The following is a 24,036-nucleotide window of genomic DNA, read 5'->3' on the forward strand; positions in this document are numbered from 1 at the left end:
ACGTAATGGATAATTGCTCTAGCGATCAGCGACCGCTCAAACCGACGTGCGCTGCAGGACCATTGAAACGGCCGCCGCGCGTGTGACGACGCCCAGCTTTTCAAAAATATGCTCGAGGTGTTTATTGATGGTGCGTGGGCTGCTGCCCAGGATCATGCCGACTTCCTTGTTGGTCTTGCCCCGCGATATCCACATCAGGATTTCCGCTTCGCGAAAAGTCAGTCCCAGGGACTGCCTTACCGAATCTAGGTCCCAGGTGCCGGAATGCTTTTCCAGCGCCAGCAGGTACTCGTCCGTGTTCTGGCACGGCGTTATTCTGGCGGAAAAATCGACGCCGGCCCGCCGGCTTTCAAAGGTGTCCCGGTCGGATTTTCCGGCTGCGGCCAGGTGCGCGCCAAACCATTCGAGCAGCGGTTTGGGCAGCGGCGCACCCACCTCGTTTTCACCCGTCAGCACGTGGGTTTGCCGGAATTCGTCCAGCCAGCGGCTGCCGCCCGGCGTCAGCCAGGTGATGTGGCCGGATGGGTCGGTTGCCAGGGCGGAGAAAGGGCTATGGTTCAGGGCGTTTTCGGCCCGTCGCAGATTTCGGACCTGAGTCAGCTGCACGTCCACCCGGGCCAGGACTTCGGGCGGGCGTATCGGCTTGACGATGTAATCGACGGCGCCTTCGTCGAAACCGCGCAATAGGTTATCGAGTTCGCTTAGCGCGGTCATGAACAAAACCGGAATGTCGGCCGTTTCGGGGCTGGCTTTGAGCCGGTTGCAGGTTTCAAAGCCGTCGATGCCCGGCATCATCACGTCCAGCAGGATAATGTCCGGTTTCAGGTAAGTGATCTGCTCCAGCGCCGACAGTCCGTCGGTGGCCACCAGTACGCGGTAACCGGCTTCGGAAAGCGTATCGGAGAGCAGGGCCAGATTGCCCGGCGTGTCATCGACGATCATGACGGTGCCGCCGGCAGGGGAAAGTTTACTGGTCATCGCCGGTCTGTTCCTCGTTCGCCACAGATAAAAGTTGTTTGATTTCAGCCAGCCGGAATTCTCCGGCCAGCGCCATGATCCACCGTGCGAAATGACCGTATTGCGGCTGGCGCTCGATCAATTCGGCCAGGTATTGGTTAACGCTCATCAAATCGCCGATCCGGACATAGCCGGCCAGATCCTGAAGGATGTCCGGCGAAGGCGTCTGATGGTCGCCGCGCGGTTCGGCGTCATCTTCCTGATAGCGCCAGTCCAGTGCCAGATGCAGTTTCAGTTTGTACAGCAATTCGCTGACCTGCAGGGGCTTGGCCAGGAAGTCGCTGCAGCCGGCGTTGATGGCATTCACCCGGTCGGTCGGATAGGCGTTGGCGCTGAGTACGATGATCGGACCCGCATAGTCTTTCAGGCGCAGCCGGTGAGCGGTTTCGGCGCCGTCCAGCCCGGGCATGGACAAATCCAGCAGGATAAGGTCGGGCGGGGCATTTTGAACTTGAACCAAACAGTCTTCGCCGCTGCCGGCCCCGGCCAGGCCAAAGCCTAACGGTTCCAGAATGGACGCGACCAGCTGACGATGCTCCGGTTGGTCATCGACCACCAGGATCTTACGGTGTTTTCCCCGGTAGCCGACGATGTCCTCTTCCTGGATGTATTGCTGCTTGCCGCCCAGGTTGGGCAGCAACAGCCGAACGGTAAAGGTGGCGCCCTGGTCCTGGTCGCTGGCGACGGCCAGTTCGCCGCCCATGATTTCGCACAGGATTTTGCTGATGGTCAGCCCCAGGCCGCTGCCGCCGGTCAGGCTCTCGTTCGGCAGCTGGGTAAAGGGCTGGAAAATGTTCATCAACTGATCCTGATGGATGCCGGGGCCGGTGTCGATGACCTGAAACGTGGTGACGCCGCAACTGTAGCCGATGCGCAGTATGATCTCGCCCGTCGAGGTGAACTTGATCGCATTGCCGAGCAGGTTGATCAGGATTTGCCCGACCCGCTTTTCATCGCCGCGCACCCGTTGGGGCAGGGTGTTGACGATCTGGCAGTGAAACGACAGGCCCTTGTCCTCGGCCTGCGGCTTGAAAATGCTGACCAGGTGCTCAATAAAATTCGGGAAATCGATAGGCTCGGGGCGTAGTTCGAACTTGCGCGCCTCGATGCGGGCAATATCGAGAATGTCTTCGATCAGCGACGATAAATGCTCGCTGTTGCGTTTCAGAATATCCACGGCCTGGCGCCTGTGCGCCGGTATCGCCGGGTCTTTGTGCAGAATGTAGGCATAGCCGATAATGCTGTTTAACGGCGTGCGTATCTCGTGGCTCATGCTGCTGAGGAACCGGCTTTTCGCACTGTTGGCGCGGTCCGCCATGTTGATGGCCTGCTGCAGCTTGGCATCGGTTTTCTTGTGCTCGGCGATTTCCATCAGCAGGCGCTGGGTTTGCCGGTCGGTTTCTTCATGCGCCACGCGCCGGCTTTCGTCGTTCAGGATCAGCCACCAGGTGCACAAACCGATGAACACCAGCAATGAGGCGTACACCTTGACAAAATTTTCCAGCAACAGGTTGAAGGACGACGGGTAGGGTTCGGCGGTCAGCAGATCCTGGTAGTAAATAATGCCGACGAAGACGCTGGTCAGAACCGTCAGAAATAAAAACAGCAGGCTGAAGCGTATCAGGCGCAGCCTGACGGTCAGATTCAGCCGGCCGGGCAGACAGTATTCGGCCAGGTTGTGCAGATAATCGTCCAGGCGCATGCCCGGCTTGCAGGCGTCCATGCAACGCGAGTCCAGCGTGCAGCAGAGCGAGCAGATGCCGCCTTTATAGACGGGGCAATAGGCCATGTCCTCGCGCTCGAAGTGGTTTTCGCAAATGCTGCAGCGGCCGAGCTGGTCCGGATGATGATGGCCGAGATCGCGGGACAGATAACGTTCAGGCCCGTAGACCCAGGCAATGCAGGGGACCAGCGCAAAAGCCAGACCCAGGGCGATGAAGGCGGAAAAGGCCTGGGCATGGGCGCCGAACAACCCCAGATAAGCCAGAATCGAAACGGCCGAGGCGCACAGGGTCGCCAGTATGCCGACCGGGTTGAGGTCGGGCAGGTAGGCGCGTTTAAACTCGACCGCCTTGGGGCTCAGGCCCAAGGGCTTGTTGATCAGCAGTTCGGCGGCCACGGCGCTGATCCAGGCAATCGAGATATTGGAAAACAGCCCCAGCACTTTTTCCAGCGCGCCGAAGACGCCGAACTCCATCAGCAGCAGGGCGATGGAGACATTGAACAGCAGCCAGATCACCCGCCCGGGATGGCTATGGGTCAGGCGCGAAAAAAAGTTCGACCAGGCCAGAGACCCCGCATAGGCATTGGTGACATTGATTTTGACCTGGGATACCACCACCAACAGGGTCGTGGCCGCCAGAGCCAGCTCGGTATTGCCGAACAGTTCGCCGTAGGCCACCAGATACATTTGCGTCGGTTCATGGGCATGGGCCGGATCTATGCCGTGACGCACGGCAAGATGCGCCAGCAGGGCGCCGCCCAGCTGTCTGGCCATGCCGAACAGAATCCAGCCGGGTCCCGCGCTCAACGTGCCCAGCCACCAGCGCAGCCGGTTTTTTTCGGTCAGCTCCGGCATGAACCGTAAAAAATCCACCTGCTCTCCGATCTGCGCCACCATCGAAAAAGCGATGGTGGCGGCGCTGCCGAACAGCAGCCAGTTGAAGTCCCGGCCGCTGCCCGCGATCCCGAAATAGGCCCGCAGGGTCATCAGTGATTCCGGTTCGTGCACGAACACGGCGATATACGGTGCAATCAGCAGCACCAGCCACAGCGGCTGCGTCCATAATTGCAGGCGGCTGATGGTGGTGATGCCGAAGGTCACCAGCGGAATGACGATAACGGCGCTGATGATATGCGCCATGGCCAGCGGAATGTGGAAATACAGTTCCAGCGCCAGGGACATGATGGAGGCCTCGAGCGCGAACAGCGTGAAGGTAAACGAGGCGTAAATCAATGAGGTGACCGTCGAGCCGATGTAGCCGAACCCGGCGCTGCGGGTCATCAGGTCGATGTCGATGTTGTAGCGGGCCGCGTAATAGCTGATCGGGAAACTGGTGATAAAAATGATCAGGCCGACGGCCAGAATGGCCCAGAAGGCATTGGTAAAACCGTAGTTGATGGACAGAAAGCCGCCTATCGCTTCCAGGACCAGGAAGGAGGTGGAGCCGAACGCGGTATTCGCCACCAGAAATTCGGACCATTTGCGAAACGTGCGCGGTGCAAACCGGAGCGCATAGTCCTCCAGCATTTCGTTGGCGACCCAGGCGTTATAGTCATGGCGAATTTTTGAGATGTTGGGTCGGATACCGGCTTCCTTGGTGGGTTTGGTAAAAAATTTACCCCACAGCATTGGTTAAATTACCTCCTCGACATAGCAATAAGTGCACCAGATAGCATTGGGTGCGGCCAATGCGCGAAAAAAAGCGGCATCCATACAGAACCTTGAGCCACATTGGTGCGCTAGCTCTGGCTCTGCACCAAAACGGGCTGCGCTGGAATGCTTTTGGTCAGTTCCGATAATGTTTTTTATTTACTGATGTTACGCAGCCAGTTGAAGTTAGGATTTGGTCGTAAATAATTTCCCTGTTTAAACATAGGATGTGCCGACGACAGGAGGCGCATCGTTCGCGAGCGATGCGCTTCGCTGTGCTCAGCACATCCTATGCAGGATTCTAATTTCAGGAAGTCATTTTTAGCCAAATCCTTAGATCGATTTAATAAGGTGTCGCTAGCGCGACGGCTTCATTTAATCGGGTTTATCGCACCCGAAGGCGAGTTACGCTGTGAAGCCCATCTTTGTGCCTCGCCCTTCGGGTGCAAGGCATGCAAATCGGCTGTCCTGCAGATTTGTCCTGTGCTCCTCGCTCTTGTGCCCCCTTGCGGGTATTCGCCGAGGGTTGCCAAAAGGGACTCCTGTCCCTTTGGCAACGCGCGGCTTCCCTGCCGCGCCCCTGCGGGCCTGATCTGTTAAAAGCTGCGGTGCTCGGCGCGGCAAACGGGATGAACCGCCCATGCTTAACATCAGTTATTCAAGAGCTTCGTATACCAGCAGGGCGATTTCTCCCGCGTGCCCGCAGTCGATCACCGTCTTTCATGCCCAAAACGTAAAATCACCGGCGCCCCCTGGTTGTGAATGATGATTTGCTTACGGCCTTCGCTGGTGGAGGTAATCACCTTGCCGGATGCCTTCGCGTTCGCTTCCTCTTCTTCTACTACCGCTTCCTCAACCGGCCCGGTCACGGTTTCGATGCGCACTTCCGGCATCCAGCCGGGCTTGATGCCGGAAGCCGGCTGATCCGGCGTTTTATCGGGCCAGTCCAGTTCATTCAGCAGATTGAAGCAGACCGTGCTGATGTGATCGACCAGCTTGTCGGTGCCGATGGCTTGCCCGGCGCGTTTGCCGAAAGCGCTGCCGACCGCGAAGTCCATGTGCAGATAACGGGTTTGTTCGGGCTGGGCGATAAACGTCAGTTCGCAGCTGATGGGTAGCACGTCGGTTTTTTGAAAGCCGAGCGCCCGGGGATCGGAATCGCCGGCGGAAAATGAAAAACCGGTCGGCGTCTCGCCGTATTCGATCGCGCCGATTTCGGCGGTCAGGGTGTGGCTGGCCGCCTTGCTGTCATCGGTGCTGACGGGATAGCTCCAGCCGGCCAGATTGCCGGCGATCCGGGCCGCGATGCCGGGTCGGGACAGGGCTGTTGCTAATGTCGGTTGCCTGATCGCGCCGATCTTGAAGGTAATGTGTTCGACCAGCGCGGTATCGAGCCGCGCCGGCCGTTTTTCCGGCCCCGCGGCACAGGCGGTCAATGCGCAAGCGATTACCGCGGATTTGAAAAGCTGGCGGCTGGCGGCGGGTAGTGGCTTGATCATAGGCGTCCGTAGGTCATGGTGCAAAGGTATCGAAACTCTAATCGAGCGGCCGGTGCGCGGCTATACGTCATTTGACTGATGAGTCAGATGACGCATTGTCGAAATATCCCCCAGACAAAATAATTCTCGCCAGCCGGTTTTTTCGGCCGCGTTCGGACAATCCGGATGCAACATCAAATCATGTTTTTTAAGTTTGGGGGGAACCTGACATGAGCGATTCTGTAGAAACAACGTCCGAAATACGAAAAAATCGGCTTCTTTCCGCCATCAGCCTGCTGACGCTGGCGGCCGGCTACACGTCGACCGCGCAGGCGGGCGCGACATTCAAAATCGACGATACCAAATGGGTCAGCATCGGTGCCGGTTTGCGCACCAGTTTTCAATCCGTCGAAGGCGCGTCCGGCGCCAATGGCAACAAATGGAGCAACGACTTCAATCTGGACAATATCCGTTTGTACATCAACGGGCAAATTCATGAATATTTGAAGGTGGAGTTCAATACCGATTGCCAGACCTGCAGCAATGGCGGGGAAGTGCGGGTACTGGATGCGATCGGGAAGTTCGAGTACAACCCCTACGTTAACCTTTGGGTGGGGCGCATGCTGGTGCCGGCCGAACGTCGGGAAATGAACGGCCCGTTTTACAGCGCCATCTACAATATTTTCAGCGCCGGCACGCCGTTCGAGCCGGCCGACTTCAACCTGACCATTAAGTCGGACGGCACGTCTGCCGGCTCTTTCGGCCGCGATGACGGCGCCACGTTCTGGGGAGCGGCGTTTGACGGCCGTTTGCAGTATGCCTTCGGCTTTTTTCGCGGCCTCAGAGGCGGCGCCAATGTCGACGACAATATCCTGTATGCCCAGCGTATCGCCTACAACTTCTGGGATGTCGAGAAAAATCCGGGCTATTACACCTCCGGCACATACTACGGCAAGGGCGGCGATATCCTGACCGTCGCGGTCACCAATCAGTACCAGGAAGACGGCGCCGGCACGTTCGACGATGTCGGCAATTTCCGCGGTACCTCGGTCGATGTGCTGATGGAAAAAGTACTGGGCAACGGCGGCGTCGTGACCTTGAACGGCGAGTACAAAAACTACGGCATTACCGACGGCTACAGCCAGGCCTCGCGCGATGCCGGAGGCGGCTTCGCCATGTTCGAAGGCAATGCCTACGACATCAGCGGCATGTACCTGTTCCCGCAGCAAATCGGCATCGGCCAATTTCAGCCGTATGTGCGCTATGTGAATGTCCTGCCGGACGGCAGTTCCGACCGCGATGTCGTCGAAGGCGGCGTGAACTACGTCATCGACGGCCATAACGCCCGCGTGTCCTTGAGCTGGCAGTACGGCGACCTGCTGACCAAGGGGCTCGATTACTCATCAACCGCCTCGGGCGATGATGTCAACGCCATCAAGCTTGCTTTTCAATGGCAGATTTAAACCTCACTTCAACACTTCAGGATGACTATTATGAATAGACTATCTTCAAAACTGCGCAGCCTCGGCATTGCCGGCACCCTCGTGTTACTGACTTCGGCGGCTGGCGCGGCCAAGGCCGAGGACACCATCAAGGTCGGCGTGCTGCATTCGCTGTCCGGCACCATGGCGATCAGCGAAACCACGCTGAAGGACACGATGCTGATGCTGATCGATGAACAGAACAAGAAAGGCGGCCTGCTCGGCAAAAAGCTCGAAGCCGTGATCGTCGATCCGGCCTCCAACTGGCCGCTGTTCGCCGAAAAGGCCCGTGAACTGCTGACCAAGGACAAGGTGGCGTCGATCTTCGGCTGCTGGACGTCGGTGTCGCGAAAATCCGTCCTGCCGGTAGTGGAAGAGCTTAACGGCCTGCTGTTCTACCCGGTGCAGTACGAAGGCGAGGAGTCGTCCAGGAACGTCTTTTACACCGGCGCCGCGCCGAATCAGCAGGCCATTCCGGCAATCGATTATCTGATGAACGATTTAAAGGCGGAGCGCTGGGTACTGGCGGGCACTGACTATGTTTATCCGCGCACGACCAACAAGATTCTTGAAGCGTATCTGGTCTCCAAGGGCGTGGACAAGAAGGATATCATGATCAACTACACGCCGTTCGGGCATTCCGATTGGCAAAGCATCGTCGCCGAGATCAAGAAATTCGGCTCGGCCGGCAAGAAAACGGCCGTGGTGTCGACCATCAACGGCGATGCCAATATTCCGTTCTACAAGGAACTGGGCAACCAGGGCGTTTCCTCGGAACAGATTCCGGTGGTGGCGTTTTCGGTGGGCGAAGAGGAACTGTCGGGCATGGACACCAAGCCGCTGGTGGGCCATCTGGCCGCCTGGAACTATTTCATGAGCATCGATACCACTAAAAACGCCGATTTCATCTCCAAATGGCATGACTTCATCAAGAATCCGAAACGCGTGACCAATGATCCCATGGAAGCGCACTACATCGGTTTCAACATGTGGGTCAAGGCTGTGGAAAAAGCCGGCACCACCGATCCGGATGCCGTGCAGAAGGCAATCATCGGCATGGAGTTTCCGAACCTGACCGGCGGCATCGCCAAAATGCTGCCCAACCATCACATCAGCAAACCGGTGCTGATCGGCGAAATCCAGGACGACGGCCAGCTGTTGACGGTCTGGCAGACCAACAAACTGGTCGAAGGCGATGCCTGGTCCGATTTCCTGCCGGAAAGCCAACCCATCATTGCCGACTGGACGGCGCCGATCAACTGCGGCAATTACAACACCAAAACCAAGCAATGCTCCGGGCAGAATTTTTGATCTGAAGGCATTGGCCGGGTTGGTGAATCCGATGTTTCAGGGGCGGCCATGCCGGGTTTCATTGTAGGGGCGGACCTGCGTGTCCGCCCTGTTTCCTAAAGAGCCAGACCGGCCGTTGATTATGATTATTGGAGCACGGTAGGCTGGGTTGATAAACCCAGCATTTCGAAGCCGCCCATGCCGGGTTTCCTAAAGAGCCAGCCGGGCCGTTGATTATGATTATTGGAGAGGACATGAAAGCGAATTCTTTCAGGTGGTGTAGCGGGGCGGTCATGGCCGTTATCCTGATGCTGCCAACATTGGGCCTGGGGCAGGAGAACGCTTCCGAGACGGCTTTCTCGGCCGCGTTGGCCACGCTTAAAGGCGCATCCATGGCCGAACGCGGTCAGGCTATCGAACAACTGGCCGCGGTGCGCCAGCCGCGCGTCGTTGTCGTGCTGCAGGCGCTGCTGGAGGGCCGGCTGTTTAATCTGAAGGCCGATGACCGGCTCGTGATCGGCGAGGCGGTAGAGGAAGGCTACCGGCTTATCGATGCCCAAAGCGCCAAAAGCCTGGGCACGGCGGCGCTCTCCGCGACGCAAAAGATTGCCGTCACCAACAATCTGCGCGCCTCGCTGCGGAAACTCATCGGCCGGTTGCAGCTGAATGACGAGGACGTCGATGTCCGGCTGGACGCAGTCAAGGCCATCGGTAAAGCCGTGGACGCCGACAGCCTGGCGCTGCTGCGCGATCATCTGGTGCTGGAACAGGACGCGGACGTGCAAAAAGCCATCAAACTGATCCTGGGACTGGAGCAATTGAACAGCACCGACAAGGTTCAGCGTCTGGCCGCGATAGCATTGTTAAAAGATCAGGCCAGCCAGGATGTCGTCAACCACTTGAACGGGCTGGTCGAGAAAGACACCGAAGGCCGTTTCCGGGAACCTGACGGCGAGGTGCGTCGCCAGGCCGAGGCGGCATTGGCGAGCATCAATGCCAGGCTGCAACTGTACGCCGCTGCCGAAACCCTGTTTTTCGGCCTGAGCCTGGGCGCGGTGCTGGTGCTGGCTGCGATCGGCCTGGCCATAACCTTCGGCGTCATGGGCGTGATCAACATGGCGCACGGCGAATTGATGATGCTCGGCGCTTACACCACGTACGTCACGCAACAGCTCATGCCGGACAGTCTGGGCTGGTCGTTGGCGATTGCGATACCGGCCGCGTTCGTTATTTCCGGCTTGACCGGGATCGCCATCGAACGCGGCATCATCCGCTTTCTATACGGCCGCCCGCTGGAAACGCTGCTGGCGACTTTCGGCGTCAGCCTGTTTCTGCAACAGACGGTGCGGTCGATTTTTTCTCCGCTGAACCGCAGCGTCGCCACGCCGGACTGGATGAGCGGCGCCTGGCGGATCAATGATTTCCTGTCGCTGACCTGGAACCGCTTTTACATTCTGGTGTTCTGCCTGCTGGTGTTCGCATTGCTGCTGCAAATCCTCAAGCGCACGCGTTTAGGCCTGGAAGTGCGGGCCGTGGCCCAGAACCGCAACATGGCCAAGGCCATGGGCATACCGACCGGCCGGGTCGACGCCCTGACCTTCGGGCTGGGCTCGGGCATCGCCGGGGTGGCCGGCGTGGCCTTGAGCCAGATCACCAATGTCGGCCCGAATCTGGGGCAGGCCTATATCGTCGATTCGTTCATGGTCGTGGTATTCGGCGGCGTCGGCAATTTGTGGGGCACGCTGGTGGCGGGGTTTTCCTTAGGCATCGCCAACAAATTGCTCGAACCCTACGCCGGCGCCGTATTGGCGAAAATACTGGTGCTGGTGTTTATCATTTTATTCATTCAAAAACGCCCGCGCGGCTTGTTTCCGCAACGGGGCCGGGCAGTGGAGGGCTAGGCGATGCTGTTAAACGGATTCAAAAACGACAAAGTCATGGCTGCGGTGCTGGCGGCCCTGGCCGCAGTCAGCCTGATCGTGCCGCTCTGCAATTTGATATTCTCGCCGGATTCGCCGCTGTATTTTTCCGCCTATACGGTTTCGCTGATAGGCAAGTACCTGACCTTTGCCCTGCTGGGCATGTCGCTGGACCTGGTCTGGGGTTATTGCGGCATTCTGGCGCTGGGGCAGGGTGCGTTTTTTGCGCTCGGCGGCTACGCCATGGGCATGTATTTGATGCGCCAGATCGGCAGTCGCGGCGTGTACGGCGATCCTGTGCTGCCCGATTTCATGGTGTTCCTGGACTGGAAGGAACTGCCCTGGTACTGGCACGGATTCGACCAGTTCTGGCTGGCGGCGTTAATGATTGTGCTGGTGCCGGGCTTGCTGGCTTTCGTGTTCGGCTGGCTGGCGTTCCGCTCGCGGGTGACCGGCGTTTATCTGTCGATCATCACGCAGGCTTTGACCTATGCGCTGATGCTGGCTTTTTTCCGCAATGAAATGGGCTTCGGCGGCAATAACGGCCTGACCGATTTCAAGGACATCCTCGGCTTCAATATCCAGTCCGACGCCGTGCGCGCCTGTCTGCTGATGGCTTCAGGCATCACGCTGATTCTGGCTTTGCTGATCAGCCGCCGGGTGATGCGGAGCAAATTGGGCCGGGTGGTGACGGCGGTCCGCGATCAGGAAATGCGCGTGCGCTTTCTGGGTTACCGCGTCGAGAACTTCAAATTATGGGTGTTCGTGTTTGCGGCCATGCTGGCCGGCATTGCCGGCGCCCTGTATGTGCCGCAGGTCGGCATTATCAATCCCAGCGAGTTTTCGCCCCTGAATTCGCTGGAAGTCGTCATCTGGGTCGCGGTCGGCGGGCGCGGCACGCTGTACGGGGCCATCGTCGGCGCGGTGCTGGTCAATTATGCCAAGACGCTGCTGACCGGATGGGCGCCGGAAATCTGGCTGTTTTTTTTGGGGGCGGCCTTTATTCTCGTTACCGTGCTATTGCCTGACGGCTTGCTCGGATTCTGGCGGCGGCGTCCGAAGGAGCAAAAACAATGAGCGTACCAGCCTTGAAAGCAGGCCAGATCGATACCCGGCACGGCACGATACTCTATCTGGAAGATGTCAGCGTCAGTTTCGACGGCTTCAAAGCCCTCAATAACCTGTCGCTGTATATCGGCGCCGGGGAACTGCGCTGTCTGATCGGACCGAACGGCGCCGGCAAGACCACGCTGATGGATGTGATTACCGGCAAGACCCGTCCCGACAGCGGTACGGTGTTTTTCGGGCAAACCATCGATCTGCTGCAAATGGATGAGCCGGCCATTGCCCAGGCGGGCATCTGCCGCAAATTTCAAAAGCCCAGTGTCTTCGAGACGCTGAGCGTGTTCGAAAACCTGGAACTGGCGCTGGCGACCGACAAGGGCGTCTGGGCGACCCTGTTCGCCAGGCTCAGCGGAGCGCAGCGCGAGCGCATCGAGCAGGTACTGGAAACGATAGGGCTGACCGGCCACCGTTCGCAGCCGGCCGGTGTGCTGTCGCACGGGCAGAAGCAATGGCTGGAGATCGGCATGCTGCTGATGCAGGAGCCCAAAGTCATGCTGGTCGACGAACCGGTCGCGGGCATGACCCATCAGGAAGTCGAACGCACGGCGGAGTTGCTGCTGTCGCTGCAGGGCGAGCGTTCCATCATCGTGGTCGAGCATGATATGGAATTCGTGCGCTCGATCGCCCAGCGCGTGACCGTGCTGCATGAAGGGTCGGTGCTGACCGAAGGCAGCATGGACGAAGTACAGAATGATCCGCGCGTCATACAGGTTTATTTGGGGGACTGATGCTGAAAATTACCGGACTGAATCAATATTACGGCGGCAGCCACACCTTGTGGGATGTCGATCTGGCCGTGCCGGCCGGCTCCTGCCTGTGCCTGATGGGGCGCAACGGCGTCGGCAAGACCACCTTGCTCAAGTGCATCATGGGGCTTATCGCGGTGCGCGAGGGCGCCATCGATTATCAGGGTGCGGCGTTAACCCTGGCCAAACCGGAACAGCGCGCCGAGCTGGGTATCGGCTTCGTGCCGCAGGGACGGGAGATCTTTCCGCTGCTGACCGTGGAGGAAAATCTGAAGACCGGCCTGCGCGCGGCGCGCAGGCAAGGCATCAAAAAAATCCCGGAGTCTGTCTTTGAGATTTTTCCGGTACTGAAGCAAATGCTGAAACGGCGAGGCGGCGATCTGTCCGGCGGCCAGCAGCAACAGCTGGCCATCGGCAGAGCCCTGGTGCTGAATCCCCGATTGCTGATTCTGGACGAACCGACTGAAGGCATACAGCCCAATATCGTCAGCGAAATCGGCGATGTGATCATCCGCCTGAACCGGGCCAGAGGCATACCGACGCCGTTGCTGAAAGAGGGCGAAAGGGACGCCGTGCGCGAAGGCATCATCAAAATCAAAAACGAACTAGGCGTGACCGTCCTGCTGGTGGAGCAAAAACTGCCTTTTGCGCGCAAAGTGGCGGATCGGTTCTATATAATGGACCGCGGCCGAGGCGTCGCCGCCGGCGCCATGGATCAGTTGAGCGAAGATATGGTGAAACGCTATTTGACGGTTTGACGGGGAATGTATAAAACATCATGTAGGGTACGCAGTGCGTACCTTTTGGGATGTTGATAAATCCTGACATTTTAAAAGGTACGCACTGCGTACCCTACGGGAACCGAGCAGGACGGGGCATGTTGCCCCGTCCGAAATGTTTCAGGTTGGTAGGGTAGCCACTTGACCCCAGGCATCATGAAAACGTTAGGGACGGGGTTACAAACCCCGTCCCGCTTGGTAAAACCCCGTAGCGTACCCTACGGATTTATAAAAAATACTGAGGAGTTTTTATGAAAGCGAACAGGTTGCCGGTTTTTATCGGTTTGATGTTGTCCTTGCCGGCGCAGGCGCATACCGGCGCCGGAACGGTGCATGGCTTTATCGACGGCTTGCTGCATCCTTTACTGGGTATCGATCATTTGCTGGTCATGCTGGCTATCGGGTTATGGGCGGCGATGCGCGGCGGCAGGGCGTTGTGGCTGCTGCCGATGAGTTTTTTGTTAACGATGGCTGCGGGCGCGGGCGTATCTTTGCTCGGTATCGCCATCACCGCGGCGGAAAGCTGGGTGGCGTTTTCGGTGCTGGCTTGCGGATGGCTGGTCTGGAGTAACTGCCGCATGTCCTCCGGTCTGGCGGTTGTCCTGGCTGCCGTGTTCGCGTTCGGCCACGGTTACGTCCATGCCGCCGAGCTGCAAGCGGGAGCCGATGCCGTCTCGTACGCAGCGGGTTTTTTGCTGACCACGGCGTTGCTGCATGGCTTGGGCATCGCGGCAGGCTTATCGGGATCGGCCAGGCTGAAAACCATCGGCACCGGCTTTGGCCTGCTGTGCGCCATCGTCGGCACGACCTTGCTGGCCGGAGCCTGATCGGATGCTGGCGGGCCCGAAGAAGACAGGCTGCGCCAGCGTAGCGGGCAACTCTGCGCAAGGCTGGGAAGCGAAACTGGCACTGGGGTTCGCGCGCCAGCACGGCAAAACGGTATTGGCGCACCGCCGTCATTACGGCCCGCTGACGGTACAGCGGCCGTTTTATCCGGAAGGCGGGGTGTGCCATGTTTACATTCTGCATCCGCCGGGCGGCATCGTGGCGGGCGATCACTTGAGTCTTGAGATCGATGCCGAGGCAGGCAGTCATGCCCTGATCACCACGCCGGCGGCGGGCAAGTTTTACCGCAGCGCGGGCGGGCTGGCCAGGCAGGATGTCTCGATAACCGTGGCGGAAGGCGCGGCGCTGGAATGGCTGCCGCAGGAAACCATTATTTATGAAGGCGCCCGCCTGCGCTCGACGGTCAGGGTTGAACTGGCTTCAAAAGCGCGCTTTATCGGTTGGGAAATCCTGTCCCTGGGCCGGCCCGCCTGCGGTGAACGTTTCGACGAGGGTCTGGCGGATCTGGACTGGCAGGTTTATTGCCGGGACCAGCCCCTGCTGCTGGAACGACTGAAGCTGGATGCCAGGGCTTTTGCGGCGCGCTGGGGCTTGCAGGGCTGTTCGGCGTGCGGAACGCTGTTCGCCTATCCTGCCGGCGCTGAAACGCTGGCCGCCGTGCAGCAATTGATCGGCGATGCCACAGGCCGGGGCGTGACGCGCATGGACGATCTGCTGGTCTGCCGGGCGCTTGATTGCCGAAGCGACCGGCTGCGCGTTTTTTTCGAACGGGTTTGGGCGGTTGTACGGCCGGACTGCGTGCGGCGCGAAGCCTGCGCGCCGCGGATTTGGGCGACTTGATTAATTGATGTTGCGCACGGGCGATTTATCCCGTTTGCCGCGCCGAGCACCGGAGCTTTCGCCGAGAATAGCCCGGAGGGGCGCGGCAGGGAAGCCGCGCGTTGCCAAAGGGACAGGAGTCCCTTTTGGCAACCCTTGGCGAAAGCGAGGAGCACAGGGAGCAAGCGGCAACGGGCGGCCTTTTCTTTGGTTACTTTCTTTTGGCCGCGCAAAAGAAAGTAACTCGCCTTCGGGTGCGATAAACCCGATTCAAATAATCGTCGCGCTAGCGACACTTTTTAAATTCAATTAACTGCGTAGCATCAGTAAGTAAATAAATCGGATATACAGTGCCGTCTGAATTAGGAGTTGAAATAATGACTGGAATAAAACAATGCAATTAACACCACGAGAAAAAGACAAACTGCTGATATTTACCGCCGGCCTGCTGGCCGAACGGCGTAAGGCTCGAGGTCTCAAGCTGAACTATCCTGAAGCCGTGGCTTTTATCAGCGCCGCGATCATGGAAGGCGCGCGCGATGGCCGCACGGTCGCCGAATTGATGGAGTTTGGCCGCACGCTGCTCAATCGCGACGAGGTCATGGAAGGCGTTGCCGACATGCTGCCCGATGTGCAGGTGGAAGCGACTTTTCCCGACGGCACCAAGCTGGTGACCGTCCACAATCCCATCGAGTAGGAGTGACGCCATGATTCCGGGAGAGATTATCGCCGCCGCCGGCGAGTTGGAACTGAACTTGGGCCGCGAGACGATCCGCGTGGTGGTCGCCAACAGCGGCGATCGGCCGATTCAGGTCGGCTCGCATTATCATTTTTTCGAGACCAATCCCGCCTTGCACTTTGACCGCGCCGCGACGCGCGGCTTCCGGCTGGATATTCCGGCCGGCACGGCGATGCGCTTTGAACCTGGCCAGCAGCGTGAAGTGCAGCTGGTGGCCTTTGCCGGCTTGCGCCGGGTTTATGGTTTTCGCCAGGCCGTGATGGGAGAGTTAGATGAGTAGAATCAGCAGACAGGCTTATGCCGATATGTTCGGGCCGACGACCGGCGACCGCGTGCGCCTGGGCGACAGCGGCCTGTTTCTGGAAGTGGAGGAAGACCGCACGGTTTACGGCGATGAAGTCAAGTTCGGCGGCGGCAAGGTCATCCGCGACGGCATGGGGCAAAGCCAGGTTGATGGCATTCAGGCTATGGATCTGGTCATCACCAATGCCTTGATCGTCGATTACTGGGGCATCATCAAGGCCGATATCGGCGTCAAGAACGGCCGCATCGCCGGCATCGGCAAGGCCGGCAATCCCGATACTCAGCAGGGCGTCGATATCGTCATCGGTCCCGGCACCGAAATCGTCGCCGGGGAAGGCCAGATTCTGACGGCCGGCGGCATCGACGCGCATATCCATTTTATCTGCCCGCAGCAAATCGACGAAGCCCTGATGTCGGGCATCACCACCATGATTGGCGGCGGCACCGGCCCCGCCACGGGCACGAACGCCACGACCTGCACGGCCGGCGCCTGGAATATTCATAATATGCTGCAATCGCTGGATGCTTTTCCGATGAACTTCGGCCTGCTCGGCAAGGGCAACGCCAGTCTGCCGACGGCGTTGGAAGAACAGGTGCGCGCCGGGGTCATGGGCCTGAAGCTGCATGAAGACTGGGGCACGACGCCGGCGGCTATCGATTGTTGCCTGTCCGTGGCCGAGCGCTTTGACGTACAGGTCGCCATTCACACCGACACCCTGAACGAGTCCGGTTTTGTCGAGGATACCTTCGCCGCCTTCAAAGGCCGCACCATCCATACCTATCACACCGAAGGCGCCGGCGGCGGCCATGCCCCCGATATCATCAAGGCCTGCGGCGAGGCCAACGTGCTGCCGTCGTCGACGAATCCGACCCGGCCCTACACGGTCAATACCGTGGATGAGCATCTGGACATGCTGATGGTGTGCCATCATCTGGACCCGGGCATTGCCGAGGATGTGGCTTTTGCCGAATCACGCATTCGCCGCGAGACCATCGCCGCCGAGGATATCCTGCATGATCTGGGTGCCTTCTCGATGATCGCGTCCGATTCGCAGGCCATGGGCCGGGTCGGCGAGGTCATTATCCGCACCTGGCAGACCGCGCATAAAATGAAGGCGCAGCGCGGCAGCCTGGCGGAGGATTCGCCCCGCAACGACAATTTCCGCATCAAGCGCTATATCACCAAATACACCATCAATCCGGCCATCAGCCACGGCATCGCGCATGAAGTCGGGTCCGTCGAAGTCGGCAAGCTGGCCGATCTGGTGCTGTGGCAGCCGGCCTTTTTCGCGGCCAAGCCCAGCCTGATCATTAAAGGCGGATTCATTGCCGCGGCGCCCATGGGCGATCCCAATGCCTCGATTCCGACGCCGCAGCCGGTGCATTACCGGCCCATGTTCGGCGCCTTCGGCAGGGCCGCGGCGGCCAACTCGATGCTGTTTTTGCCGAAGGTCGCGGCCGAGGCCGACATGGCCGCTGTGCTAAAGCTGAACAAGCGGATCGGCGTGGTGGCGAACACGCGCACAATCGGCAAGAAAGATTTGATCCATAACCACTACCAACCGCATATCGAAGTCGATCCGCAAACCTATTCGGTGCGTGCCGACGGCCTGCTGCTGACCTGCGAGCCGGCCGATGTGCTGCCTTTTGCCCAACGTTATTTTTTGTTTTGAAAATGCTGAAACTTACTGAACTGGCTCCGCCGGAGACGATTCCGGACGACGTGGTGACGCTGCCGTACGAAGCCCGGCAGAAAAGCCGGCTGTTGGTCAACACCGACAGCGGCACCGAAATCGGACTATTTTTGCCGCGCGGCCAGGTGCTGCGCAAGGGGCTGATTTTAACCGGCCCCGATCATTACCGCGTGCGCGTCGATGCGGCGCCGGAACCACTGTCGGTGGTGCGCACGGACGATGCCTTGCAATTCGCGCTCGCCTGTTATCACCTCGGCAACCGGCATGTGGCCCTGCAGATCCTACCCGGCGAGCTGCGTTTTCCGACCGATCATGTTCTGGATCACATGCTGGAAGGTCTGGGGCTGACGGTTATGCATGAGGAGCTGCCATTCGAGCCGGAGCAGGGCGCGTATCACGGCGATGGTCACTGATCTGGCCCTGCTGCGTTTGCTGCAGCTGGTCAGTCCCGGCCTGCCGGTCGGTATGTACAGTTATTCCCAAGGCCTGGAGCGTGCGGTCGACGATGGCTGGATAACCGATGCCGACGAAGCCGGCGCATGGCTGGACGGCCTGATGCATGGCGGCATGGTCCGCATCGACCTGCCTGTGCTGGCAAGGCTTTATCATGCCTGGCAAGGCGGGCCCATGGAACAGCTGGAGCATTGGAGCCGGGTTCTGATCGCCTGCCGCGAAACGGCCGAATTACGGGCCGAGGACCGGCAAACCGGCCAGGCCCTGGCGCGCCTGCTGGACGGATTGGCGATGGACGGCATGCAGCCCTGGATACGCAAGCCGGAAGCGACGCTGGCCGCGGTGTTCGCGTTTGCGGCCGTCAACTGGGGCATTCCCCTGCGCGCGACCGCCATCGGCTATTTGTGGAGCTGGCTGGAAAACCAGGTGCTGTGCGCGGTAAAGCTGGTGCCGTTGGGGCAGGTGGCGGGGCAGCGGCTATTGGCCGATTTGGCTGGAAACATACCGGCCCTGGTCGATGAGGCGTTAACCCTTGCCGATGAGGACATCGGCGGCAGCGCCTTCGGTCTGGCTCTGGCCTGCAGCCGGCATGAAATGCAGTATTCCCGATTATTTCGTTCTTGAGAGGATGTATGAGTGACAAACAGGTATTGAGAGTCGGCGTCGGCGGCCCGGTCGGTTCCGGCAAAACGGCGCTGGTGGACGCGCTGTGCAAGCGAATGCGCGATCGCTTCGAAATCGGCGTGGTGACCAACGATATTTATACCCGCGAGGACCAGGAATTCCTGATTCGCAGCCAGGCGCTGCCGGAAGCGCGTATTTTGGGCGTGGAGACCGGCGGCTGCCCGCACACGGCCATTCGCGAGGACGCCTCAATGAATCTGGCGGCGGTCGATGAGCTGATCGAGCGTTTTGATAATCTCGATTTCATCATGGTGGAGAGCGGCGGCGACAATCTCAGCGCCACGTTCAGTCCGGAACTGGCCGATCTGACGATCTACGTGATCGACGTATCGGCCGGCGACAAGATACCGCGGAAGGGCGGGCCCGGCATCACCCGCTCGGATCTGCTGGTCATCAACAAGATCGATCTGGCGCCTTACGTGGGCGCATCGCTGGAAGTCATGGACCGGGATGCGCGTAAGATGCGCGGCTCACGGCCGTTTGCCTTTACCAACCTGAAAACCGGGGAAGGCCTTAAGGCGGTCGAGGATTTCATTATCCAGGCAGGCATGCTGGATTAACGGCAGCAACCCTGGAGCAAACCGCCCGCGCCCCCGCGGATCAGTCAATGCCGCGGCCCCACTGCCCGGCATAAAAGCGTTCATTCAGCGCGGCCCGGGAACGTGCGGCCCGTTCGGCGTCCTTGAAACCGTCATCGAGCACGTCAATACCGGCCTGGTAACCGACAGCCAGCATCGCCATCGGCCGTCAATCGTCCGGCAGGTTAAAAGCCTCGCGGGCCTTATCGGCACAAAGCCGGCCATTTGATGCACGCTCAGCCCCAATGCGGTCGCCTGCAAACTCAGGCTGAGGCTGGCGGCGCCGGTATCGTACATCGCGCTGCGGTTAGGCTGGCCGTTATGATTGAAATTGTCCATGGCTATGGACAGGATCAGTACTGGGGCGTTTTTGGCCCATTGTCGGTTGCGTTCCGACAGCGTTGCCAATGCGCGCTGCCAGGCGGCTTCATCTACATAAAGCGCCGGATGAATTCCCCGGGTCTGGTTTTGCAGCTTACCGCCGATAAGGTAAGGTAATCATCCGTTCAATGTGAGTATACTGAACCTCAAATTCAAGGGTTCAAATAGGATTGGATATCTCCCCGGAATCCAATAAGAGCCAATCTCTTTTGAAAAGTGAGCGCCTTTAAAACTGATCATCTTTTTCAATTCCTAGAGCAATTATCTTTTAGATAAAAACATGATATAAACTAACCTCTTGTTAAACGAGATGAGCCATTTTTATCATGCCCAAGCCTTATTCCGAAGATTTACGCAGCCGGGTGGCTGAAGCGGTTGCCGCAGGCCACACCGTGCGGGCCGTGGCTTTACAATACAAAGTCAGTCCGGCTTTTGTCTGCCGAATGCACGCCTTGTGGCGTGAAACCGGAGCCGTTCAAGGCAAGCCCTTTGGCGGCTACAGACGCTCGCGGCTGGAACCGTATGAAGCCGCCATCAAGGAACAGTTAGCGAGTAGTCCGTCGATGACCTTGCAGGAACTGCAGGCTTGGCTGGGACGCGAACACAGCCTAAGTGTTTCGATCTCGGCCATTGATAAGTTTATTAGGCGCAAGCTGGGCTATCGCTATAAAAAAAACGCTGGTCGCCAGTGAGCAGCAACGCGCAGATGTCGCGATGGCCCGAGAGCAATGGCAAGCCTGGCAGCAAACCTGCGATCTGTCNAAGTTGGTGTTTCTGGATGAAACGGGCGTCTCCACGAACATGATCCGTCGCTATGGCCGGGCCTTGGGTGGCGCCCGCTGTCGGGATGCGGCACCGGCAGGCCATTGGCAAACCCTGACCTTCATTGCCGGCTTGCGTGCCGACCGGCTCACCGCGCCCTGGTGTCTGGACCAGGCCATGACGGGCGAAGCCTTCAAGGAATATCTGCGCTCGCAACTGGGACCGACCTTGAAGCCCGGCGACATCGTCATCTGTGACAATCTGTCCGCCCATAAGGTGGCGGAAGTCCAGGCCATTGTTGAAGCGCACGGGGCGACGATCCAATATCTGCCGCCCTATAGTCCTGAGCTGAATCCGATCGAGCAAGTCTTCGCCAAACTGAAGGCGTTGCTGCGCAAGGCCGCCGAGCGCACTTACGACAAGCTCTGGCAACTCATTGGTAAGCTGTTGGATGAGTTTCAAGCGGATGAGTGCCTCAATCTCTTCAGGCATTCAGGCTATGTTTCTACGTAATAGATAATTGCTCTAAATTTGGCAATTATCGCCCAGCCTGACAGACTTTGCGACAGAACCCGATAGCCAAAATCTGTCTGCCGCAGGACAATTCTATTCCTTGGCAGCTTATCCCTCAGCCGATACTCCTTCTGCGCCTAGCGAAAATTAACGCAACAGAACCTTTTATGGACAAGTGTTTATTTTTCTATTAATGTTATTACATATGTAATAACAGACGGAGCAGGCTATGCTGCAACTTAAATTGACATCAGTGGGCAATTCTGTAGGTGTTGTACTGCCTAAAGAGGCATTGGACAAACTGCACCTTGAAAAAGGTGATCGGGTATTCTTAACTGAATCCCCCGAAGGCTTTCGGCTGACACCCTATGATCCGGAATTTGAAAAACAAATGACTATGACACGAAAGATCATGAATAAACGGCGTGATGTTCTGCACGAGCTTGCGAAATAATGCCGGTCGTTTGGGTCATTGAATCCGTTGTTCTGGCTCTGCATGAGGAACATCTCGCAGAGCATGGCGGCGCAGTGGGCATTTGTGATCGTGGCCTGCTGGAATCAGCTTTGTTTCGCCCTAGAAATTTAGTTAACTACGGTGAGCCGGATTTGGCAGCGCTGGCCGCTGCCTATGGCTTCGGGCTTGCCCGTAACCATCCGTTTATTGACGGCAATAAACGGACAGCATTTATGGTCACTGAGCTTTTTCTGGCTTTGAACGGTCAGGAATTGATAGCCGATGATCCATCTTGCGTTATCACGATGCTAAGGCTTGCGGAAGGAAGTCTATCTGAAACAGAATTTGCCGATTGGATTAGAGCCAACACAAAACCAATGGAAAGCGGCTAACTTTCTGATTCTGTCGCATTAACCTTAATGAGGAAATTTATCGAATTTCACCAACTATTGCCGATCAATTGAATGACTTAACTCAAAATTATCAGTTTGAGCAACTGGTTTTGTTGTTGGAACACGTTGAATAAGTGTTTTAAAACGCCGTGATGTGTTTAATGCCAGTGATGAGTCGCGTCATGGCTTGGTCTGCGCGTGTGTTATCCAGCATTGCATAAGATAAGCGTAAGTAACATCCGTCTGTTAAACCAAAAGCACATCCTGGTATTGCAGAGACTTGATAATCTTGAATCAAGGTTTTCACAACGTCTAAATCAGAACGCTGAGTATGCAGTTTTAATAAAAAGTAAAACGCGCCCTCTGTTGCTACGAAATCAATGTGGTCACGCACGTCTTGTAAACGCTTTATTACTTGTTCACGAATGCCGAGTAACCGTTGGAGTTGGGTTTTGCAATAACTGGACCCCACATTTAATGCACCTATCGCTGCCTGTTGGCAAATGAGAGGCGGACAAATCAAATTGGTATCTTGGACTTTTAATAAGGCGGGTAACAACTCTTTAGGAAACACCACATAGCCCACGCGCCAACTTGCAAAGCCATACGCTTTTGATAGTGAATAGAGTGAAATAGTGTGTGAACTGGCACTGGGCAAACTGGCAGGTGAAAAATGTTTGGCTGAGCCATAAACGAAATATTCATACGCCTCATCGCAAATATGATACAAATCGCGCTCACGGCATAAAGTATTTACAGCGCGTAAATCGTCTTCTGAATACACGGCACCACTAGGATTATTGGGCGAAACGGTGACAATGGCACGGGTTTTTTCAGTAATCGCAGCTTCAATCGCATCCAATTTTAATTGATAACGGCAATCCGTTGGCACAGCAACAGGTTTGCAGTTGAGCATTCGTATGGCCATTTCCTGATTGAAATAATAAGGCGAGGGCAAAATGATTTCATCGTCTGGGTCAGTAATTGCCAGCAAGACATTTAAAAAAGCCATGTTTGCTCCTGCTGTAACCATGATCTGATAATCGGCTGAATTAATCTGATTTTCACTACGCAGTTTTTCAGCAAGCAAGTCCAATAAGCGTTTATCGCCTAATGCCGCACTGTATTGATGTTCTTCGGGACGTTGTCCAAAATCACGAATTGCCGCTAATGCTTGTTCGGGTGGTGAATAAAACACCATGCCTTGCCCTAACGATAACGTATTGGGGGTGTTTTTTGTCCATTCTGCCACGACTGGAATAATCGGGGCTTGTACAGCAGTGATGGTACGGCTATGGCGTAGTGTCAAGTGTCCTCCAAAAAAGCAAAAAATAAGATGGGGCATTATATGAACATCAGGATATTCGTGCCTATAGCTTTATTTGTAGGAACTGCGAGTTCTGTTGCGTTAATTTTGACAATCACCGCTTGGCTATTCCAAACTTTGTCGACGGCAGTAGAGATACCTCCATTGGCCTTTGATCTTGATGTACGTCTCGTCCATGCGCCAGCTCTTACTGTCAGGGCGCTTCTTCATGTTACGGAAAGTAGCCTCCAGTTTAGGCGTGAACTTTTGGATCCAGTGGTAGATGTTCATGTGATCAATAGCTAGCCCCGTTCTGCCATCATTTCCTTCAGGTTCCGATAGCTCAGTGGGTAAGTCAGATACCAGAGGATATAGGGCAGAATGATGGCTTTTTCGATGCGGTGACCTTTGAAGTCGATCATGGGGTAATTTAAACGGTATGTTTGAGCACGTAGCTTACCGAAAACGACGCTTTCTCTGCTAACGCAACAGAACCTGATGTTTTCATACGCTCAGCATTGACAAAACGGTTTTGGCTTGTATAATGGCCGGCCCTTATCGAGAGACTGGTTCTCCCGAGCTCTTTAAAAGAATGATCAAAATAATTTGTGTGGGTGCTTGTGATGATTATTTTAGTTGTAATTAAATAGTCGACACAGAACCATACGTTAATTCAAGATTTACGTTAAGTTTTTGGTCGAGCCAAGATTGGTCACTCATCTTTCGGAGTGATAAAACAAGATTGAACTGAAGAGTTTGATCATGGCTCAGATTGAACGCTGGCGGTATGCTTAACACATGCAAGTCGAACGGTAACAGGCCTTCGGGCGCTGACGAGTGGCGGACGGGTGAGTAACGCGTAGGAATCTGCCTCATAGTGGGGGACAACTTGGGGAAACTCAAG

24 protein-coding genes and 1 rRNA gene (1 of these 25 only partly in view) are annotated in these 24,036 nt (G+C 57.1%); 19 read left to right on the top strand and 6 right to left on the bottom strand.

Annotation, left to right across the window (positions count from 1 at the left end):
- Positions 1-36 precede the first annotated feature (36 nt).
- The 3 genes from METLU_RS0121950 to METLU_RS0121960 all read right to left on the bottom strand — a co-directional run bounded on the left by METLU_RS0121950 (position 37) and on the right by METLU_RS0121960 (position 5,889).
- The gene (locus METLU_RS0121950; protein WP_027160070.1) at positions 37-978 is read right to left on the bottom strand and encodes a response regulator transcription factor; all 942 of its coding nucleotides are present in this window, start codon (positions 976-978) and stop codon (positions 37-39) included.
- On the bottom strand, positions 968-4,369 hold the full coding sequence (locus METLU_RS0121955) for a response regulator (RefSeq protein ID WP_027160071.1): 3,402 nt from the start codon (positions 4,367-4,369) through the stop codon (positions 968-970). The genes METLU_RS0121950 and METLU_RS0121955 overlap by 11 nt, the downstream gene beginning before the upstream one ends.
- Before the next feature lie 731 nt (positions 4,370-5,100).
- The gene (locus METLU_RS0121960; protein WP_027160072.1) at positions 5,101-5,889 is read right to left on the bottom strand and encodes a hypothetical protein; all 789 of its coding nucleotides are present in this window, start codon (positions 5,887-5,889) and stop codon (positions 5,101-5,103) included.
- A 209-nt stretch (positions 5,890-6,098) separates the two neighbouring features.
- Here METLU_RS0121960 and METLU_RS0121965 point away from each other — a divergent pair, with 209 nt between their 5' ends.
- The 14 genes from METLU_RS0121965 to ureG all read left to right on the top strand — a co-directional run bounded on the left by METLU_RS0121965 (position 6,099) and on the right by ureG (position 19,306).
- Positions 6,099-7,331, top strand: coding sequence for a porin family protein (locus METLU_RS0121965; protein WP_027160073.1), 1,233 nt, complete (start codon positions 6,099-6,101; stop codon positions 7,329-7,331).
- A 30-nt stretch (positions 7,332-7,361) separates the two neighbouring features.
- Entirely contained in the window at positions 7,362-8,660 is a 1,299-nt protein-coding gene (gene urtA, locus METLU_RS0121970; protein WP_027160074.1) for an urea ABC transporter substrate-binding protein, read from the top strand.
- 233 nt (positions 8,661-8,893) lie between these two features.
- Positions 8,894-10,540 carry an urea ABC transporter permease subunit UrtB gene (urtB, locus tag METLU_RS0121975; protein WP_027160075.1) on the top strand — a complete coding sequence of 549 codons (1,647 nt, stop codon included), beginning with the start codon at positions 8,894-8,896 and terminating at the stop codon, positions 10,538-10,540.
- 3 nt (positions 10,541-10,543) lie between these two features.
- Complete coding sequence (gene urtC / locus METLU_RS0121980) at positions 10,544-11,635, top strand: urea ABC transporter permease subunit UrtC (RefSeq protein ID WP_027160076.1); 1,092 nt, start codon at positions 10,544-10,546, stop codon at positions 11,633-11,635.
- Positions 11,632-12,411, top strand: a complete 780-nt coding sequence (gene urtD, locus METLU_RS0121985) for an urea ABC transporter ATP-binding protein UrtD (protein ID WP_036243407.1) — start codon at positions 11,632-11,634, stop codon at positions 12,409-12,411. Before urtC ends, urtD begins: the two co-directional genes overlap by 4 nt.
- Positions 12,411-13,187 (top strand): ABC transporter ATP-binding protein, encoded by a 777-nt coding sequence (locus tag METLU_RS0121990; protein WP_027160078.1) that lies wholly within the window; start codon positions 12,411-12,413, stop codon positions 13,185-13,187. The genes urtD and METLU_RS0121990 overlap by 1 nt, the downstream gene beginning before the upstream one ends.
- 272 nt (positions 13,188-13,459) lie before the next feature.
- Entirely contained in the window at positions 13,460-14,035 is a 576-nt protein-coding gene (locus METLU_RS0121995) for a HupE/UreJ family protein (RefSeq protein WP_027160079.1), read from the top strand.
- A 4-nt stretch (positions 14,036-14,039) separates the two neighbouring features.
- Positions 14,040-14,894, top strand: a complete 855-nt coding sequence (locus tag METLU_RS0122000; RefSeq protein ID WP_027160080.1) for an urease accessory protein UreD — start codon at positions 14,040-14,042, stop codon at positions 14,892-14,894.
- A gap of 373 nt (positions 14,895-15,267) precedes the next feature.
- Positions 15,268-15,570, top strand: coding sequence for an urease subunit gamma (gene ureA / locus METLU_RS0122010; protein WP_027160081.1), 303 nt, complete (start codon positions 15,268-15,270; stop codon positions 15,568-15,570).
- A 10-nt stretch (positions 15,571-15,580) separates the two neighbouring features.
- Positions 15,581-15,892 carry an urease subunit beta gene (locus METLU_RS0122015; RefSeq protein ID WP_027160082.1) on the top strand — a complete coding sequence of 104 codons (312 nt, stop codon included), beginning with the start codon at positions 15,581-15,583 and terminating at the stop codon, positions 15,890-15,892.
- A complete protein-coding gene (gene ureC, locus METLU_RS0122020; protein ID WP_027160083.1) occupies positions 15,885-17,588 on the top strand; it encodes an urease subunit alpha in 1,704 nt (567 codons plus the stop codon). The genes METLU_RS0122015 and ureC overlap by 8 nt, the downstream gene beginning before the upstream one ends.
- A gap of 2 nt (positions 17,589-17,590) precedes the next feature.
- Positions 17,591-18,022, top strand: coding sequence for an urease accessory protein UreE (gene ureE, locus METLU_RS0122025; RefSeq protein ID WP_027160084.1), 432 nt, complete (start codon positions 17,591-17,593; stop codon positions 18,020-18,022).
- Positions 18,012-18,686 carry an urease accessory protein UreF gene (locus METLU_RS0122030; RefSeq protein WP_027160085.1) on the top strand — a complete coding sequence of 225 codons (675 nt, stop codon included), beginning with the start codon at positions 18,012-18,014 and terminating at the stop codon, positions 18,684-18,686. The genes ureE and METLU_RS0122030 overlap by 11 nt, the downstream gene beginning before the upstream one ends.
- A gap of 8 nt (positions 18,687-18,694) precedes the next feature.
- Entirely contained in the window at positions 18,695-19,306 is a 612-nt protein-coding gene (ureG, locus tag METLU_RS0122035; RefSeq protein WP_027160086.1) for an urease accessory protein UreG, read from the top strand.
- A gap of 84 nt (positions 19,307-19,390) precedes the next feature.
- Here ureG and METLU_RS26250 read toward each other — a convergent pair whose 3' ends face one another.
- Positions 19,391-19,732: a nitroreductase family protein gene (locus METLU_RS26250; protein ID WP_231383676.1), complete on the bottom strand. Its 342-nt coding sequence runs from the start codon at positions 19,730-19,732 to the stop codon at positions 19,391-19,393.
- A gap of 299 nt (positions 19,733-20,031) precedes the next feature.
- Between METLU_RS26250 and METLU_RS0122050 the strand changes: the two genes are divergently transcribed.
- The 4 genes from METLU_RS0122050 (at position 20,032) to METLU_RS0122065 (ending at position 21,826) form a co-directional block, all read left to right on the top strand.
- Positions 20,032-20,397: a helix-turn-helix domain-containing protein gene (locus METLU_RS0122050; RefSeq protein WP_027156756.1), complete on the top strand. Its 366-nt coding sequence runs from the start codon at positions 20,032-20,034 to the stop codon at positions 20,395-20,397.
- Positions 20,318-20,980 carry an IS630 family transposase gene (locus tag METLU_RS0122055; protein WP_155920676.1) on the top strand — a complete coding sequence of 221 codons (663 nt, stop codon included), beginning with the start codon at positions 20,318-20,320 and terminating at the stop codon, positions 20,978-20,980. The genes METLU_RS0122050 and METLU_RS0122055 overlap by 80 nt, the downstream gene beginning before the upstream one ends.
- Positions 20,981-21,209: 229 nt before the next feature.
- The gene (locus METLU_RS0122060) at positions 21,210-21,434 is read left to right on the top strand and encodes an AbrB/MazE/SpoVT family DNA-binding domain-containing protein (RefSeq protein ID WP_027160089.1); all 225 of its coding nucleotides are present in this window, start codon (positions 21,210-21,212) and stop codon (positions 21,432-21,434) included.
- A complete protein-coding gene (locus tag METLU_RS0122065) occupies positions 21,434-21,826 on the top strand; it encodes a type II toxin-antitoxin system death-on-curing family toxin (protein WP_027160090.1) in 393 nt (130 codons plus the stop codon). The genes METLU_RS0122060 and METLU_RS0122065 overlap by 1 nt, the downstream gene beginning before the upstream one ends.
- A gap of 139 nt (positions 21,827-21,965) precedes the next feature.
- Here METLU_RS0122065 and METLU_RS0122070 read toward each other — a convergent pair whose 3' ends face one another.
- Both METLU_RS0122070 and METLU_RS29245 read right to left on the bottom strand, forming a co-directional pair.
- The gene (locus METLU_RS0122070) at positions 21,966-23,135 is read right to left on the bottom strand and encodes a pyridoxal phosphate-dependent aminotransferase (RefSeq protein ID WP_027160091.1); all 1,170 of its coding nucleotides are present in this window, start codon (positions 23,133-23,135) and stop codon (positions 21,966-21,968) included.
- Positions 23,136-23,258: 123 nt separating this feature from the next.
- The gene (locus tag METLU_RS29245; protein WP_081679177.1) at positions 23,259-23,423 is read right to left on the bottom strand and encodes a DDE-type integrase/transposase/recombinase; all 165 of its coding nucleotides are present in this window, start codon (positions 23,421-23,423) and stop codon (positions 23,259-23,261) included.
- A gap of 453 nt (positions 23,424-23,876) precedes the next feature.
- Here METLU_RS29245 and METLU_RS0122080 point away from each other — a divergent pair.
- A 16S ribosomal RNA gene (locus tag METLU_RS0122080) occupies positions 23,877-24,036 on the top strand; it runs 1,375 nt beyond the window's last position.

The organism is Methylobacter luteus IMV-B-3098 (assembly GCF_000427625.1).
GTDB lineage: Bacteria > Pseudomonadota > Gammaproteobacteria > Methylococcales > Methylomonadaceae > Methylobacter > Methylobacter luteus.